The organism is Croceibacter sp. (genome assembly GCF_002716225.1).
Taxonomy (GTDB): domain Bacteria; phylum Bacteroidota; class Bacteroidia; order Flavobacteriales; family Flavobacteriaceae; genus Croceibacter; species Croceibacter atlanticus.
Genome location: NZ_PAZX01000001.1, coordinates 171105 through 188139 on the forward strand (window position 1 = coordinate 171105; position 17035 = coordinate 188139).

Annotated in this window: 16 protein-coding genes; 7 read left to right on the plus strand and 9 right to left on the minus strand. The window is 35.0% G+C overall.

Going from position 1 to position 17035, the window contains the following annotated elements; translation table 11 throughout:
- Nucleotides 1–41 precede the first annotated feature (41 nt).
- The 3 genes from CL818_RS00650 (at nt 42) to CL818_RS00660 (ending at nt 4020) form a co-directional block, all read left to right on the plus strand.
- Complete coding sequence (locus tag CL818_RS00650) at nt 42–995, plus strand: acetyl-CoA carboxylase carboxyltransferase subunit alpha (RefSeq protein WP_013185940.1); 954 nt, start codon at nt 42–44, stop codon at nt 993–995.
- A gap of 168 nt (nt 996–1163) precedes the next feature.
- The gene (gene dnaB / locus CL818_RS00655) at nt 1164–2702 is read left to right on the plus strand and encodes a replicative DNA helicase (protein ID WP_013185939.1); all 1539 of its coding nucleotides are present in this window, start codon (nt 1164–1166) and stop codon (nt 2700–2702) included.
- Between the two features lie 61 nt (nt 2703–2763).
- Nucleotides 2764–4020 (plus strand): asparagine synthetase B, encoded by a 1257-nt coding sequence (locus CL818_RS00660; protein ID WP_272973286.1) that lies wholly within the window; start codon nt 2764–2766, stop codon nt 4018–4020.
- On the opposite strand, the gene CL818_RS00665 is transcribed toward CL818_RS00660, so the two are convergent.
- The 6 genes from CL818_RS00665 to CL818_RS00690 form a co-directional block, all read right to left on the minus strand.
- Nucleotides 4017–4865 carry a DUF6268 family outer membrane beta-barrel protein gene (locus CL818_RS00665; protein ID WP_286971115.1) on the minus strand — a complete coding sequence of 283 codons (849 nt, stop codon included), beginning with the start codon at nt 4863–4865 and terminating at the stop codon, nt 4017–4019. The two genes, CL818_RS00660 and CL818_RS00665, sit on opposite strands and share 4 nt — an antisense overlap.
- A 123-nt stretch (nt 4866–4988) precedes the next feature.
- Nucleotides 4989–5333, minus strand: coding sequence for a 50S ribosomal protein L20 (gene rplT / locus CL818_RS00670; protein WP_013185936.1), 345 nt, complete (start codon nt 5331–5333; stop codon nt 4989–4991).
- 108 nt (nt 5334–5441) lie between these two features.
- Nucleotides 5442–5639, minus strand: a complete 198-nt coding sequence (gene rpmI, locus CL818_RS00675; RefSeq protein WP_013185935.1) for a 50S ribosomal protein L35 — start codon at nt 5637–5639, stop codon at nt 5442–5444.
- A gap of 63 nt (nt 5640–5702) precedes the next feature.
- Nucleotides 5703–6218: a translation initiation factor IF-3 gene (infC, locus tag CL818_RS00680; protein WP_262485276.1), complete on the minus strand. Its 516-nt coding sequence runs from the start codon at nt 6216–6218 to the stop codon at nt 5703–5705.
- Between the two features lie 80 nt (nt 6219–6298).
- Nucleotides 6299–8245 (minus strand): threonine--tRNA ligase, encoded by a 1947-nt coding sequence (gene thrS, locus CL818_RS00685; protein ID WP_013185933.1) that lies wholly within the window; start codon nt 8243–8245, stop codon nt 6299–6301.
- Between the two features lie 103 nt (nt 8246–8348).
- Nucleotides 8349–8600, minus strand: a complete 252-nt coding sequence (locus tag CL818_RS00690; RefSeq protein WP_041241059.1) for a DUF1456 family protein — start codon at nt 8598–8600, stop codon at nt 8349–8351.
- A 143-nt stretch (nt 8601–8743) separates the two neighbouring features.
- Here CL818_RS00690 and CL818_RS00695 point away from each other — a divergent pair, with 143 nt between their 5' ends.
- A complete protein-coding gene (locus CL818_RS00695; protein WP_013185931.1) occupies nt 8744–9262 on the plus strand; it encodes an IS1096 element passenger TnpR family protein in 519 nt (172 codons plus the stop codon).
- Nucleotides 9263–9305: 43 nt separating this feature from the next.
- Nucleotides 9306–10364 (plus strand): nucleoid-associated protein, encoded by a 1059-nt coding sequence (locus tag CL818_RS00700; RefSeq protein WP_272973288.1) that lies wholly within the window; start codon nt 9306–9308, stop codon nt 10362–10364.
- On the opposite strand, the gene yidD is transcribed toward CL818_RS00700, so the two are convergent.
- Genes yidD through folE form a run of 3 tightly spaced genes read right to left on the minus strand, consistent with a single transcriptional unit; the run spans nt 10365 to nt 12769 of the window.
- A complete protein-coding gene (gene yidD, locus CL818_RS00705; protein WP_013185929.1) occupies nt 10365–10577 on the minus strand; it encodes a membrane protein insertion efficiency factor YidD in 213 nt (70 codons plus the stop codon).
- 6 nt (nt 10578–10583) lie between these two features.
- Entirely contained in the window at nt 10584–12071 is a 1488-nt protein-coding gene (cysS, locus tag CL818_RS00710) for a cysteine--tRNA ligase (protein ID WP_272973289.1), read from the minus strand.
- A gap of 20 nt (nt 12072–12091) precedes the next feature.
- Nucleotides 12092–12769: a GTP cyclohydrolase I FolE gene (gene folE, locus CL818_RS00715; protein WP_013185927.1), complete on the minus strand. Its 678-nt coding sequence runs from the start codon at nt 12767–12769 to the stop codon at nt 12092–12094.
- A gap of 158 nt (nt 12770–12927) precedes the next feature.
- Here folE and CL818_RS00720 point away from each other — a divergent pair, with 158 nt between their 5' ends.
- Both CL818_RS00720 and CL818_RS00725 read left to right on the plus strand, forming a co-directional pair.
- Nucleotides 12928–13386 carry a hypothetical protein gene (locus CL818_RS00720; protein ID WP_272973290.1) on the plus strand — a complete coding sequence of 153 codons (459 nt, stop codon included), beginning with the start codon at nt 12928–12930 and terminating at the stop codon, nt 13384–13386.
- Nucleotides 13387–13389: 3 nt separating this feature from the next.
- Nucleotides 13390–17035, plus strand: a 3646-nt coding sequence (locus CL818_RS00725; protein ID WP_286971122.1) for an FIDD domain-containing protein, incomplete at its 3' end; no start/stop codon positions are given.

The following is a 17035-nucleotide window of genomic DNA, read 5'->3' on the forward strand; positions in this document are numbered from 1 at the left end:
AATGTTTGCTATATTTGTAAGCTAAAATAACAACACCTTTTATGGAATATTTAGAGTTTGAGTTGCCTATCAAAGAACTTGAAGAGCAATATGAAAAAGCAAAAAATATTGGATCAGAGAGCGAAGTAGATGTTACGGCAACCTGCAAGCAAATTGAGAAAAAACTAAATGAAACCAAAAAAGACATATATAAGAACCTTACCGCTTGGCAACGTGTTCAAATGTCTCGTCACCCTTCACGTCCCTATACATTAGACTATATTAAAGCTATTTGTGGTGATACATTTTTAGAGCTTCATGGCGATAGAAATGTAAAGGATGATAAAGCTATGATTGGTGGTCTTGGAAAAATAGGAGACCAGAGTTACATGTTTGTAGGTCAACAAAAAGGCTTTAACACCAAAACCAGACAATATAGAAATTTTGGTATGGCTAATCCAGAAGGCTACCGTAAAGCACTTCGCCTTATGAAATCTGCCGAGAAATTTGGTGTGCCAGTAGTATGTTTTGTTGATACGCCAGGTGCTTATCCAGGTTTAGAAGCAGAAGAACGTGGTCAAGGTGAAGCTATTGCAAGAAATATTTTGGAAATGACACGCCTTAAAGTGCCAATTATTGTAGTAATAATAGGTGAAGGTGCTAGTGGTGGTGCTTTAGGTATAGGTGTAGGAGATAAAGTATTAATGTTAGAGAATACTTGGTATTCTGTAATATCTCCAGAGTCTTGCTCTTCTATATTATGGAGAAGTTGGGAGCATAAAGAAGAAGCTGCAGAGGCTTTAAAGCTTACAGCTAAAGACATGAAAAAGATGAAGTTAGTCGATGAAATTGTGAAAGAACCATTAGGTGGCGCACATAGAGATAGAGACAAAACGTTCTCAACGGTAAAAGAGAAAATAGCAAGCTCTTATGCAGAGTTTAAAGACTTATCACCAAAAGATTTAGTGGAACAAAGAATGAATAAATATTCAGAAATGGGAGTCTTTAAAGGCTAATCCCTATTAAACCACTTGCTCACAAAAACCTGAAGTTGATGCTTTGGGTTTTTTTGTGCTTATTAACAGGAGAATTTAGTTATCCACAACTTGTACACATGGTAATTGTTAATATATCAAGACGGTATTTAACACGCATCATGAGTCTAAATTTTTTACATTCGCTTTATGGAGAACGTCAATCAGCAAACATCTAAAAATTACAACAGAGGACAGGTTATTTCCTTGGAAAAAGGAAAATTACCACCTCAGGCAACTGATTTAGAGGAGGTTGTGTTAGGTGCGATGATGATAGATAAAAAAGGGGTCGACGAAATTATAGATATTCTTAACCCAGATGTATTCTATAAGCAGTCTCACCAATATATTTTTGAAGCAATTTTTAAATTGTTTGAAAATAGTGAGCCTGTCGACTTATTAACCGTTTCTCAGCAACTTAAGAAAGATCAGAAACTTGAGGCTGCTGGTGGCGATTTTTACCTAGTTCAACTTACTCAAAAGGTGTCTTCTTCTGCACATATCGAGTTCCATGCGCGTATTATTTTGCAGAAATATATTCAGCGTAGTTTAATTAAAATTTCAAACGAAATAATTGAACAATCCTATGATGAGACTACAGACGTTTTTGACTTATTAGATACTGCAGAATCTAAACTCTATGAAGTTACACAAGGAAATATTAAGAGATCTTCAGAAACAGCAAGAGAGCTTGTAATACAAGCAAAGAAAAAGATTGAAGATATTTCGAATAAAGAAGGTCTTAGTGGTGTGTCTTCAGGTTTTGAGCGTGTAGATAAGTTAACTTCTGGATGGCAACCAAGTGATTTAATAATTATGGCTGGTCGTCCTGGTATGGGTAAAACTGCGCTCACATTGTCTATGGCAAGAAATGTAGCTGTAGATCAAAATATACCTGTGGCATTCTTTTCTTTGGAGATGTCTTCTGTGCAGTTAATTACACGTCTTATTTCTTCTGAAACAGGATTGTCTTCGGAAAAACTAAGAACTGGTAATTTAGAAAAGCACGAATGGGAGCAACTTAACGTAAAGGTAAAAGGTTTAGAGAAAGCTCCATTGTTTATTGATGATACACCTTCTCTCTCAATTTTCGATTTAAGAGCAAAGGCTAGACGTTTAGCATCGCAGCACGGTATTAAACTTATAATGATAGATTATTTGCAGTTAATGACAGCTGGTGGTAGCCAAAAGGGAGGAAACAGGGAACAAGAAATTTCTACTATTTCTAGAAACCTAAAAGCATTAGCTAAAGAATTAAGTGTGCCAGTAATAGCATTATCTCAATTATCTCGTGCTGTAGAAACGCGTGGTGGTAGCAAGCGTCCATTATTAAGTGACCTTCGTGAATCTGGAGCAATCGAGCAGGATGCAGATATTGTATCCTTTATATACAGGCCAGAATACTATAAGATTGAAGAATGGGATGATGAAGAACGCACGCCAACCGAAGGTCAAGCCGAATTTATTATTGCTAAACACCGTAACGGTGGTTTAGATAATATACGTCTTAAATTCGAAGGACATTTGGGTCGTTTTGCAAACCTTGAAACATTTGATTCTCCATTTGAGTTCCAATCTGCATTGAACAAGGATGATGATAATCCTTTTAGTACAGATATGCCATCTACATCACCAGAGCAAGCCTTTGGAAGTAATATGAATGATGATGAGAATGATGTTCCATTTTAAACTCCTTTTTCTTAAAACCTAACCATTTATTTGGAATAAAATTTGAGTATCTTTTCATACTATGAAAAAGATTATCTTACTACTGCTACTTTTAATCTCTGCTGAAGGATTTTCTTCCTATATCATCATTCCTATGGATGAAGATACGCAGCAAGATCATTTAAAAGCCTACGGTCTTACGTATTGGATGCTTCAGAAGCAACAAAAAGTAAAATGGTTACTAAACTATCGTGGCGGTTCTTTCCTTATGGCAGATTCTCAAGAGTTACGTAATGAATGTAAGATAAGAGGTATTTCTTTTGAAACATTAAGCGATTCAAAAACAGAGGAAATACTAACAATGATTAGCTCGCCTTCTCAAAATATGGAAGCTGTAGTTTTAGAAAAAGCACCAAAAATTGCCGTGTATTCTCCAAAAGGAAATTTGCCTTGGGATGATGCTGTTACAATGGTGCTAACATATGCTGAAATTCCTTACGAGGTAGTTTATGACAAAGAGGTTTTAAGCGATCAGCTTATATTATATGATTGGTTGCACTTGCACCACGAAGACTTTACGGGACAATACGGTAAATTTTATAGAGCATATAGAGCTGCGCCTTGGTATATCGAAGAAAAACAAAAAGCCGAAACTTTAGCGCAAGAACTTGGTTATAGTAAGGTGTCTGAGGAGAAAAGAGCTGTTGCTTTAAAAATTCGTGATTATGTAGTAGGTGGCGGCTTTATGTTTGCAATGTGCAGTGCTACAGATAGTTTTGATATTGCCTTAGCTGCTGAAGATGTAGATATTTGCGAGCCTATGTTTGATGGTGATGCAAGCGAAGCTGGTTACCAAAATAAAATAGATTATTCTAAAACATTCGCTTTTACAGATTTTACTCTAGAGCGAAGCCCAATGGTTTATGAGTTCTCTTCTATTGATACTACACCTAAAAGAAAAATTCCGCGTACTACAGATTATTTTACTTTAATGAATTATTCTGCAAAGTGGGATCCTATACCTACTATGCTTACCCAAAACCACACCAGTTTGGTAAAAGGTTTTATGGGACAAACTACGGCTTATCACTCTAAAGAAATTAAGAGTAATGTCTTGGTAATGGGAGAAAACAAAACAAATAATGAAGCGCGCTATATCCACGGTATTAAGGGCAAGGGATTTTTTACGTTTTATGGAGGACACGATCCGGAAGACTATCAGCATAGAGTAGGAGACCCAAAGACAGAGTTAGAGTTGCATCCAACTTCACCTGGTTACCGCTTAATTTTAAACAATGTATTATTTCCTGCTGCTCGAAAGAAAAAGCAGAAAACTTAATTTAAAATACGATAAGCTAAGCCTATTCTTCCAGTAAGTATACCCTTAACTTCTCTGGTGTTAGGGTTTAAAAGTAACTCTTGCTCATTATACAGTTCGTATTTCTGATAATTTAAAAAGCCAGCACGACCGTAAACCACTAAACCTTTAGTTAGATAATACTCTATAAATACTTCAGATGTAAACTCTGTAAGCTCAATATAGTGTAATGAAGTATTGTTAAGCTCTGTTCTATATTGTTCTGTTACATAGTTTAAACGTAATCCAGCATACCAAGAAGATTCTTTTACAGTGTATTTTAGATAAGCATATTGCGGTAATAAAACATTTAGTTGCCAACGGTTAGTTCCAAACCTATAATTTAACCCTATAAATGGAAATGCTAAGACGCCTTTTTGTTGTTTTCTTGCATATGCTCCAAACCTGTATGACAAACGTTCAGAAGACTTATAAGTTGCCAATGCGCCTCCACCAAATTGGTAATGCTCATTATCTATAGAGTTAAAGTTAGAAGCAAGTCTAGCTAGAGCAAATCCTTGTATTTTCCAAGAGTCATTAAAATTGTGACTAATTCCAGTGATGAGTTCTGGTTTGTATAGTCTTAGTGGGTTTGGCCCTGTAATGATTCTTTGCTGATAACTGGGTCTAAAAAACACAGTTGTAGTTTTATTAGAATTTGTATTAAAACCTAATAATAAGCCAGCATTAAATACGGTAGTGTTATAATTGGTGTTCTCTTTTGTATTACCGTTAAATTGTTGAAATTCAAAGGTTGCTATTTCTGTATATTGTGCGGAAATTGAAACTGAAAATACTAGGAGGTAGGTAAGACAAATAAACTTCATAAGGTAATATTATAATGTTATGAAGTTAAGCTTTTATTTTAATAACAACACCTTATGTATAAAACAACAAAAAACCCTTCAGTAAAACTGAAGGGTTTTTCTAAGAGAGAATGTTGTTATAATTTATTTTACTTTGTTGACAACAGCTGTGAAAGCCTCTGGATGGTTCATTGCTAAGTCTGCTAATACCTTACGATTAAGTTCGATATTGTTTTTCTTAACTGCACCCATAAACTGAGAATAAGACATACCATTTAAACGTGCACCTGCGTTAATACGCATAATCCATAATGAACGGAAGTTTCTTTTCTTAGTCTTGCGGTCTCTGTACGAATATTGCATCGCTTTGTCTACCGCATTTTTTGCTACTGTCCAAACGTTTTTACGACGTCCAAAGTAACCTTTTGCTTGCTTCATCACCTTTTTTCTTCTGGCTCTTGAAGCTACTGAATTTACTGATCTTGGCATAATTTTAATTGTTTTTGTAGTAGGCGCCCTAACTTAATTTAGGATCTTTTGTTGGCCCAACTCCATGGTTTATAATTTATTTAACCTTAGTTATAATGTCTCTAAATATTACTTTAGGTTCATCATAATCTTTACATTAGGCTCATCTGCTTTGTGTACCAAAGTAGAGTGCGTTAATGCAAGCTTTTGTTTTTTAGTCTTCTTTGTTAAGATGTGACTTTTAAACGCGTGCTTTCTTTTAATCTTACCAGACGCTGTTAGTTTAAAACGTTTCTTAGCACTGGATTTTGTTTTCTGTTTAGGCATAATTCCTAAGTTTTACTCTCTCTTTATTGTATCTGTTTTAGTGCTTTACTAAAATCAGTAATATTATTTTGTCTTCTTAGGAGCAATGAACATTGTCATTCGCTTTCCTTCTAGTTTTGGCATTTGCTCAACCTTTCCTACATCTTCTAGGTCTTGTGCTAAACGCAATAAAAGAATTTCTCCTTGATCTTTAAATACTATAGATCGGCCTTTAAAGAAAACATAAGCTTTCAATTTAGCGCCTTCTTTTAAGAACTTCTCACCGTGGTTTTTCTTAAACTCGTAGTCATGATCATCTGTATTGGGACCAAAACGAATTTCTTTTACAACCACTTTACTCGCTTTTGCCTTAATGGCTTTTTCGCGTTTCTTTTGTTCGTATAAAAATTTCTTATAATCCATAACCTTTGCCACTGGTGGCTCAGCGTTAGGAGAAATTTCTACAAGATCTAATCCTTGCTCTTCAGCAATTTTTATAGCATCTCTTGTTGGGTATATACCCATTTCTACATTGTCACCTACAAGGCGCAATTCTTTAGCTCTAATTTTGTTGTTAATCTTATGAGGGTCCTCTTTTATTTCTCTTAGAGGTCTTCTCGATCTTTTTCTACGTATTGCTATGGCTTACTTATTTTAAAACTGAAATAAATCAGTTGTTGTTAAACTTCAAATGTTTTGAGGGTTTTAGAAATCTCTTCGTTTACAAGTTTTGAAAACTCTTCAACTGTCATTGTTCCTAAATCCTCTCCACCGTGTTTACGTACAGAAACCGTACCATCATTTTCTTCTTGCTCTCCAACTATCAACATATATGGTATTTTGTTGACTTCTGCTTCACGAATCTTCTTACCCATTGTTTCACTTCTATGATCCGTAAGGGCGCGAATTTCGTGATTTTCAAGCAAATTTAAAACTTTTTTGCTGTAATTCTCATATTTCTCGCTGAGTGATAGGATAATAGCTTGTTCTGGCATTAACCATAATGGGAAGTTTCCGGCAGTATGTTCTAGTAATATTGCCACAAAACGCTCCATACTTCCAAATGGAGCTCTGTGAATCATAACTGGTCTATGCAACTCATTGTCACTGCCTTTATATGTCAGGTCAAAACGTTCTGGCAGATTGTAGTCTACCTGAATTGTGCCAAGTTGCCAGCTTCTGCCAAGTGCATCTTTAACCATAAAGTCTAATTTAGGGCCATAAAATGCGGCTTCGCCAGTTTCAACTATGTAATTTAGACCTTTATCTTTAACAGCACTTAAAATTGCATTTTCTGCTTTTTCCCAATTTTCTTCTTTACCAATATACTTGTCAGGATTTTCAGGATCTCTTAATGATACTTGTGTTGTGAAGTTTTCAAAGCCTAAACTAGAGAAAACATACATTGTAAGATCTATTACCTTTTTAAACTCTTCATCTAATTGATCTGGCGTACAAAAGATATGGGCATCATCTTGGGTAAAGCCTCTTACACGAGACAAGCCGTGAAGCTCACCACTTTGCTCGTAACGGTAAACTGTCCCAAATTCTGCATAACGCTTAGGTAAATCTCTGTAAGACCAAGGACTGTTATTGTATATTTCGCAGTGGTGCGGGCAGTTCATAGGTTTTAATAAAAACTCTTCGCCTTCTGCTGGTGTTGAGATTGGCTGAAAACTGTCTTCGCCATATTTGGCATAGTGCCCAGATGTTACATATAATTCTTTTTGCCCAATATGTGGTGTTACAACCATTTCATATCCAGCCTTTTTCTGTGCTTTTTTTAAGAAATTTTCAAGACGTTCTCTTAATGCTGCACCTTTAGGTAGCCATAGCGGCAAACCTTGACCAACTTTTTGTGAAAAAGTAAACAAGCTAAGTTCTTTTCCTAACTTTCTGTGGTCGCGTCTTTTAGCTTCTTCTAAAAGCTCTAAGTATTCCTTTAATTCTTTCTGCTTTGGAAAAGAAACTCCATAAACTCGTGTAAGTTGAGGGTTTTTCTCATCGCCACGCCAATATGCGCCTGCAATATTTAATAGCTTAACAGCTTTAATAATGCCAGTGTTAGGTATGTGGCCACCACGGCATAAATCTGTAAAGTTACTATGGTCACAAAAAGTAATGTCACCATCTGTTAAGTTCTCAATTAATTCAACCTTAAAAGGGTTGTTTTCGTTCTTATAAAACTCTAGAGCTTCGGCTTTAGTTACAGAGCGTAATTGAAACTCGTGTTTGCCACGTGCTATTTCTAGCATTTTATCTTCAATCTTCTTAAAGTCGTTTTCAGAAATCTTCTGATCACCAAAATCTATATCGTAATAAAAACCATTGTCAATAGCAGGTCCTATGGTTAATTTTATACCAGGATAAAGCTGTTGTAAAGCATCTGCCATAACGTGAGATGTAGAGTGCCAAAATGCTTTTTTACCTTCTTCGTCACGAAATGTAAATAAGATTAGGCTACCATCTTCATGAAGAGGTGTTGTGGTTTCTACCTTTGTACCGTTAAAGCTTGCAGAAATTACGTTTCTGGCAAGGCCTTCGCTTATACTTTTGGCGACATCCATTGCTGTAGCGCCAGCTTCAAATTCTTTTACACTGCCATCTGGCAAAGTGATATTGATCATAGTGATAAAATTAAGGTTGCAAAGATAATGGGATTGCAATAGTTACGCAATAATCCTATATAGAATATCATAGGAGTATTAGGTTAATTGTAGCTTAAGAAAATTAAGTTGTTTTTTTCTCTCTTTTGTCTGGCATTGGTCCTCTTAAATGTATAACTAGTCCATTAAGGAAATTTCTTAAAAATTGATCACCACACTCTACATATTTAGGATGGTCTTCTTTTCTAAAAATTGCCCCTAACTCGCTTTTTGTAACCTTAAAATCTACCAATGCACATATCTGTACAATATCGTCATCCCTTAGTTTTAATGCAACTCGTAATTTTTTAAAAATGTCATTATTAGTTAAAGCCATAAAATAATCTTTGTTTATAATTGGCAAGATATTGCTTTTCTAAAGAACCTAAATGTTAACTATCTATTTTTAAAAGGCAGTGTAATATATTTATGTTTTTCCTATTGTAATCTCGTATCTTTGCACACTTAAAATTTTAAGCTATGGTTTATAGATTTAGAGTTGTACTCGATACTGTTGAAGATGTTTTTAGAGATATAGAAATTTTAAAAACAAATTCATTAGAAGATTTACACAATGTTATTACCCAATCTTTTGGGTTTGATGGTACAGAGATGGCTTCTTTTTACGTTAGTGATGATGAGTGGAGCCAAGGAGAAGAGATTGTGCTTTTTGATATGAGTGAAGGTGTTAGTAAAGTGAGGATGATGAATGAAACAGCTATTGAAGATGTTTTTTCTCAGAGCAATACTAAGATGATTTATGTGTATGACTTTTTAAGTATGTGGACATTCTATGTAGAGCTAGCAGATATTTCTGAACAGGCAGAAGGTGTAGATTACCCTAACCTTATGTATGTTCATGGGCAATTGCCAGATAGTCCTCCAGATAGAGAGTTTGAGGCAGAAGATTTAGGCGGTGATGAATACGAGAACGAATTTCAGGACGACTTAGATATAGACGATTATGACAATCTGGATTTTGATGAAAACTGGAACTAATACTTGTCTTGTAAAATTTATTAATTTAAAATAATACTAGTTAATGATTAACTTATATAACGCTCAAATAGAAAACTTAAGTATTCATAGAATAGGTAACAAAAGCCGTAATGAATCTTATTTTATGTCACAAAGTCCTTATGTGTTGAGTGATGAGTTAACGCCACTTATAAAAGAATTTTTTTTAAAGTCTTTTAGAGAAAAAGAAGAGACGTATTACAATTTTACGCACGAGGCAGATTTAGAGTTTCACGAACTATTTAATGTAGCCTCTAAAATTTTTGAGCAACCAGAAGTGGCTCATGAGCAGTCTAAAAAAATTGCTTCATTATTATATGAAACATCTAGTCATCCACATATTAAAAGTGGAGAGCTATATGTAGTGTACTTTGAAAATGTACAGCTAGATAATGAGAAAATGAGCGCAATAGGGATCTTTAAAAGTGAATTAAAAAGTGATTTTCTTCAGTTTAAAGAAAAACAAGATAACCTAGACCTTATCCTTGAGCAAGGTGTTAACTTGAACAAATTAGATAAAGGTGCTCTAATTTTCAATAAAAATAAAGAAGAAGGTTATAAGATCTTGTCTGTTGACTCAAATCGCTACGATACCAAATATTGGTTAGAGCAGTTTTTAGGCGTAGATGTTTTTGCCGATGATAATTTCTTCACTAAAAACTACTTAAAATTTTGCCAGAACTTTGCTAAAGATGTTGTAAATCCTGCTGAAGATAAAAAGGAGGAAGTGATGTTTATGAATCGTGCAGTTAATCATTTTGCTAAGAATGATAAGTTTGAAGAATCATCGTTCTTAAACGAAGTTATTGATAACCCAGATCTTATTCCAGAGTTTAAACATTACAAGGTAGAGAAAGCCCCTAAGTATAAAATTGAAGACTTAACAGAATTTCCAATTTCTAATACAGCAGTAAGTGCTTCAAGAAAATCTATAAAGAATACAATTAACCTAGATACTAATATTCAAATTAAAATGGATTTTATTAATCCAGAAAGTGCTGAAAAGTTTGTTGAAAAAGGTTGGGATGAAGAAAAGCAGATGTACTATTACTTAGTTTACTTTAATAAAGAAGAAAAGAATTAATTAAGGTACAGGGTCATATCCAGAGCCACCAAATGGGTTACAACTAAAAATACGCTTTATACCAAGCCAGCTGCCTTTAATGGCGCCGTGTTTTTGTAGTGCCTCAACCGTATATTGTGAACACGTTGGTTCGTATCTACAAGTTTTAGGGGTTAGCGGCGAAATATATCGCTGGTAACCCCTAATTAATATGATGAAAAAGCGTCTTAACATATACTATTATAAATTAAAGACAGTACCATCTTTACCGTCTTTAAGTTCAATATCTAGTTTTGCCAACTCGTCTCTAATTTTATCGCTTGTAGCAAAGTCTTTGTTAGCTCTTGCTTCTGCTCTAAGTTGTATAAGAAGTTCTAGAGTGCCACTTAATTTATCTGAGCTAGAATCTGTAGCAGTATTACTATTTGCATTTTCTAATCCTAAAACATCAAATACAAACGCATTAAGTGTTTCCTTTAAAATACTTAGGTCTTCTTTTGTAATGGTGTCTTTGTTATCGTTAACTGTGTTTATAAGTTTAACGGCATCAAATAATTTAGCTATTAATACTGGACTATTGAAGTCATCATTCATTGCAGTATAGCAGCTGTTCTTCCAGGTTTCAACATCTACAGAAGATGTATTGCTGGTAGGAAGGCTGTCTAACATATTTATAGCGGTCATTAGTTTAAAGTAACCTTTTTCAGATGCTAATAATGCCTCATCACTAAAATCAAGAATACTTCTGTAATTAGCTTGTAACATAGAAAACCTAACAACACTTGGTAAATATGCTTTGCTTAAAATATCATTATCACCGGTAAACATTTCATTAGGTAAAATGTAGTTACCGGTACTTTTAGCCATTTTCTTACCGTTTAGGGTTAGCATATTGGCGTGCATCCAATAGTTTACAGGATCTTTACCCGAAGCTGCTTTGCCTTGTGCTATTTCACATTCATGATGAGGGAACTTTAAATCCATACCACCACCATGAATATCAAATTGTTCTCCTAAGTATTTTGTGCTCATTACAGTACACTCAAGATGCCAGCCAGGAAAGCCATCACTCCAAGGCGAAGGCCATCTCATTATGTGTTGTGGTTCAGCTTTTTTCCAAAGCGCAAAATCTTGAGGGTTTTTCTTGTCGCTTTGTGCGGCAAGTTCTCTTGTGTTTGCGATCATGTCTTCTAACTTACGACCGCTTAAAATGCCATAGTTATTAGATGAATTATATTTTAAAACATCAAAATATACAGAGCCGTTAGCTTCATAAGCAAAGCCTTTGTCTATAATATCTTTAATAATTTCAATTTGTTCAACAATATGTCCTGTAGCGGTAGGCTCTATACTTGGCGGAAGATTATTGAATTTTCCTAAGGTGTTATGAAAATCTACAGTGTAGCGTTGTACTACTTCCATAGGTTCAATTTGTTCTAGGCGAGCTTTTTTAGCAATACGATCTTCACCTACTTCTGCATCATTCTCTAAATGGCCTGCATCTGTAATATTACGGACATAGCGCACTTTGTATCCAAGATGTTTTAGGTAACGAAACACCAAGTCGAAAGAAATAAATGTCCTACAATTCCCTAAATGAACATTGCTGTAAACCGTAGGGCCGCATACATACATTCCTACATGGTGTTCATCTATTGGCTTAAAAATTTCTTTTTGTCCAGAAAGTGAGTTGTAAATCTGAAGATTCTTGGCCTGCTCTAAGATCATAATTGCAGCGCTTTTTTTATTTAAAATTCGGTATCAAGTTTTATGTAATCTAAAAACTCGCGTTTTGTCTCTTTGTCTTTAAATTGTCCGCCAAACTCGCTAGTAACAGTACTGCTATCTATATCACGAATTCCTCTGCTGTTTACGCAAAGATGTTTGGCATCTATAACACAGGCAACATCTTCTGTGCCTAATACTTTTTGAAGTTCTTCAACAATTTGTAAAGTTAATCGCTCTTGCACTTGTGGTCGCTTTGCGTAGTAATCTACAATTCTGTTCATTTTAGAAAGGCCTACTACATTTCCTTTTGAGATGTAAGCTACGTGTGCTTTTCCTACAATAGGAAGTAAATGGTGTTCGCAGGTAGAGTAAACAGTAATGTTTTTTTCAACTAGCATTTCACCGTATTGGTACTTGTTTTCAAAAGTAGATGCTTTTGGCTTTCTGTCTGGATGTAGACCGCCAAAAATTTCTTTAACAAACATTTTGGCAACGCGTAAAGGTGTGCCCTTAAGACTGTCGTCTGTAAGATCCATACCAAGAGTTTCTAAAATACGCTTTACATCATCTTGTATTAAAGTGATTTTTTCTTGGTCATCAAGATCAAAAGCGTTGTCTCTTAATGGGGTCTCTCTACTTGCTCCTGCGTGATTGTCACCACGTTCTTCTACATTTTCTAATAAATCGTCTAGCTTCATAAATTTACAACCAACTTTATATAAATATTAAGGGTGCAAAGATACTGATTAATTACATGAAATCACTAGAGATAATTAATTGACCATTTTCTATCTTATTTAACACAATTTTTACAGAATTTTAGTACTTTTCCGCACTTAACGGATAAATAAGACTTATGAAGAATATTACTCCTAAGTATTGGGTGTTAATTTGTTTTGTGTTAATAAACTTAGGTGTTAGTGCGCAAATTAACAATATATATAAGATACCATCAGACTCTCAGGTGGTTACTTTAGTAGAGGAAGTTTATAGTGAAAATTCTGAAAAAGAAATATTTAACAGAAAAGCACGTTATAATTTTATTAAGAATCTGCTTCAAAAAAGAATTGTTGTCACTTCAGACAAAGACATTTTAAATAAAATAGAAGATGAGGTTTATCTTTCTGAAGTGCCGGTTTTTAATACATTCAATGCATCGTTAAAGAAACCGTTAAGCTTTAATCTAGCTAATTTTAATCCATTAATATATAATATTAATTGGTATGATGTAAAGCCACATTATTATAAAATAGATAATCAAAATTTATTACTTATTGTATTTCCCCAAGAAGTAAACAACACTACTGAAAGATAGACTATGAAGAAATTACTACCCTTACTATTTTTATGTTTCACATTTATATGTAATGCACAGGATGTAAATATGCAAAACGGTTCATCTTCACAATGTACTGGTATGTTTTATGATTCTGGTGGGCCAAGTGGAGCACCTCAATCTAATGAAAATTTAATATATACATTTTGTCCAGATTTTGCAGAAGGTGCTATTCAATTTGATTTTACATTTTTTCAAACTCAACAGAATGTTGATATAATGACAATATATGATGGAGATGATACAACAGCTCCTGTAATTGGAATGTATTCAGGAAATATAATGGATCCTTTCACTGTTGTGGCATCTTCTTTAAACCCTACAGGTTGTTTAACGGTTGAGTATATATCAAACCCAACTGGAAATGCACCTGGATGGGAAGCAGAAGTGTCTTGTTATGTACCTTGTCAAATTATAACACCACAGATAGACTCTGTTACACCATCAGTATTTGTCAATGATATATATCGAACTTGTTTAGGAGATGAATTAACACTTACTGGAAGCGGAACTTTTTCAGAAGGGTATGATGAAAACCCTGTGTTTAACTGGGCATTTGGTGATGGTACTACCGCTGTGGGAGAAACAGTAACTCATACCTATGCAGCAAGTGGAGGTTATGAAGTAATACTGTCTATTACAGACCAATATAACTGTACGAGTGTAATGCCTGCTACACAAGTTATTCAAGTAGCTACAGAACCAGATTTTACAGGTACTTCTGCTGCGGATTCTGAAATTTGTATAGGTGAAACTACTGATATTACAGGAAATGTAAGCCCTGTTGATTTTACAGTGGAATGCACACCACCGGTTGCGGGTACTACATTTTTACCAGATGGAGATGGAGTTTCCTATGAAACTTGTATAACAGTAGATTGTTTTAACGATGGGCAAACACTAGATGATATTAGTAATTTTCTTCAGGTTTGTATAAACATGGAGCATTCCTATATAGGAGATTTAGATATAGAGCTAACCAGTCCAAGTGGTGAGTCAATTTTTATAAGACAACAAGCTGGAGGCGGCACTTTTTTAGGGTGTCCTATAGATGATACTACTTCTGGTCCAGGTACTGGTAGACAATATTGTTTTGACCCTAATGCAACAGTAGATTTAACAGGAGCACCTACAGATGGTGGTTGTCCAAGTGGAACTAGTATTACGCCAGGAACTTATATGACAGATGAACCATTCACTGATTTGTTAGGCTCTACTCTTAATGGTGACTGGTGTTTAACTATCACAGATAATATAACTCTTGATGACGGTTACATTTTTGAATGGTTTTTAGATTTTGATTCAAGTATTGTTCCACCAGACCAATCTTTTACACCAGTAATAACCAATGAAGAATGGCAAGCAGATCCAACAATTGTAGCAACAAATGGTAATGTTATTACAGTTGAGCCAGATACAGTAGGGCAAAATTGTTATACTTACATAGCTGAAGATGATTATGGTTGTACGTATACAGAGACAGTATGTATAGATGTATTACCTACTCCTGTAGCTAATATGCCACAAGACATTGTTTTATGTAATGAAATATCACCTATAGTAGTTGATTTAACAGAGAATGATGATGATGTGCTAGGAACCCAAACTGCTGCAGATTATACAATTACATATCATGAATCTCAAGCAGATGCAGATATGGGTATGCCGTTAATTGCAGATCCGACAATGTTCACGCCATCATCAAACCCACAAACTATTTTTGTAAGGATAGAAGATGCAACATCGGGAAATTGTTATGATACTGCTTCGTTTACAATTTCATCATTTACTGCAGAAGTTGGCCTTTTAGATGATCTAACGCAATGTGATAATGGAACTCCAGATACATCTTTGTTTGATTTAACAGAGAACGAATTAAATGCATTAAATGGGCAAGATCCTAATGATTTTACAGTAACATATCATACTACTCAAGCTAATGCAGATGCAGGAATGCCTAGTATTCTTACGCCTAATGCATATTTGAATACTGCAAACCCAGAATTAATTTATGTACGTGTCGAAAATAATTTAAATGTTGATTGTTACGATACAGGTAGGTTTTCTTTAATTGTAAATGTTCAACCTATTGCAAATGAGCCACAAGATATTGAGCTATGCTCTACAGGTGGAGGAATAACTTTTGACCTTACAGAGAATGATGATGATGTTCTTGGAGCTCAAACAGCTTCAGATGTTACTATAACATATCACGAATCTCAAGCAGATGCAGATTTAGGAACGCCGATAATTCCTAATGCAACTAGTTATACAGCAGGATCTAACCCTCAAACAATTTTTGTAAGAATAGAAGATGCAAATTCTGGAGAATGTTTCGATACTAATAGTTTTGTAATTTCAAGCTTTGAAGTATCTATAGGAGAGTTGGAAGATTTTGCTCAATGTGAGTCAGATGGGCCAGGCACTTCAACATTCGATTTAACTCAAAATGATGATGAAGCTTTAAATGGTCAAGACCCAAATAATTACACAGTAACATACCATTCTAGTCAGGCAGACGCAGATAATGATGTTGTTGTTGCAGGAGACCCTACAGCCTATCAAAATACTTCTAACCCTCAAACAATTTTTGTGAGAGTAGAAGAAAACTCATCTGTAGATTGTTTTGTTACTGATACTTTTACCTTAACAGTAAATGATACTCCAATTGCTAATATGCCTCCAAACCTTGAACAGTGTTCAACAGGAGGTCCATCTCAATTATTTGATTTAACTCAGGTTGAAGGTGATGTATTAGGAGGTCAAGATGCAACTCAGTTTTCAATCACATATCATAATTCTCAAGCAGATGCAGATGCTAATATTCCAATAGTAGAAGATCCTACGGCATACCCTAATATGTCTAATCCTGAGACCATTTTTGTGCGTATTGAAAACAATATAGACTCTAGTTGTTATGACACCACTAGCTTTCAGCTTATTGTAAATGATAGACCTTCAGTTGCTGCAGCTCCTCAAGATTTAGAAGAGTGTGAAGATGCAATGGGTAACGCATTTTTTAATTTAGAGACAAATACACCTTTAGTTTTGGGAGCGCAAGACCCTAATAGTTATGATGTAACATATTATGAAAGTCAATTAGATGCAGACACGCCTAATGCACCAATTGGAAATACTACTAATTATACTGCATTATCCAATCCGCAGATAATTTATATAAGAATTCAAAATACAGCTTCTCCAGAATGTTATGAAACAGTAAGTTTTCAAATCGAATCTTTCTCTGTTGCTATTGGGGAGCCAGATGATCTTTTTGCATGTGATGAGGGGACAGGTGGTTTTGCAGAATTTAATTTAACTAATAATGACAACAGTGTTTTAGCTGGGCAAGATCCGTTTTTATACACAGTTACCTATCACGATACACAAGCAGGCGCGGATATAAATGATGCCAGTATACCAGACCCGACAGCATACACTAATTCTGCAAACCCTCAAACTGTGTTTGTAAGAGTAGAAAATGATGAAAATACAACTTGTTATTTAACGACATCTTTTCAACTTGAGACTACCCCAAGCGCACCTATCCAGGATCCAGAGCCTTTGGAGGTGTGTGACACGGACAACGACGGTTTCTCCGAGTTCGACCTTGACAGCACGAGCAACG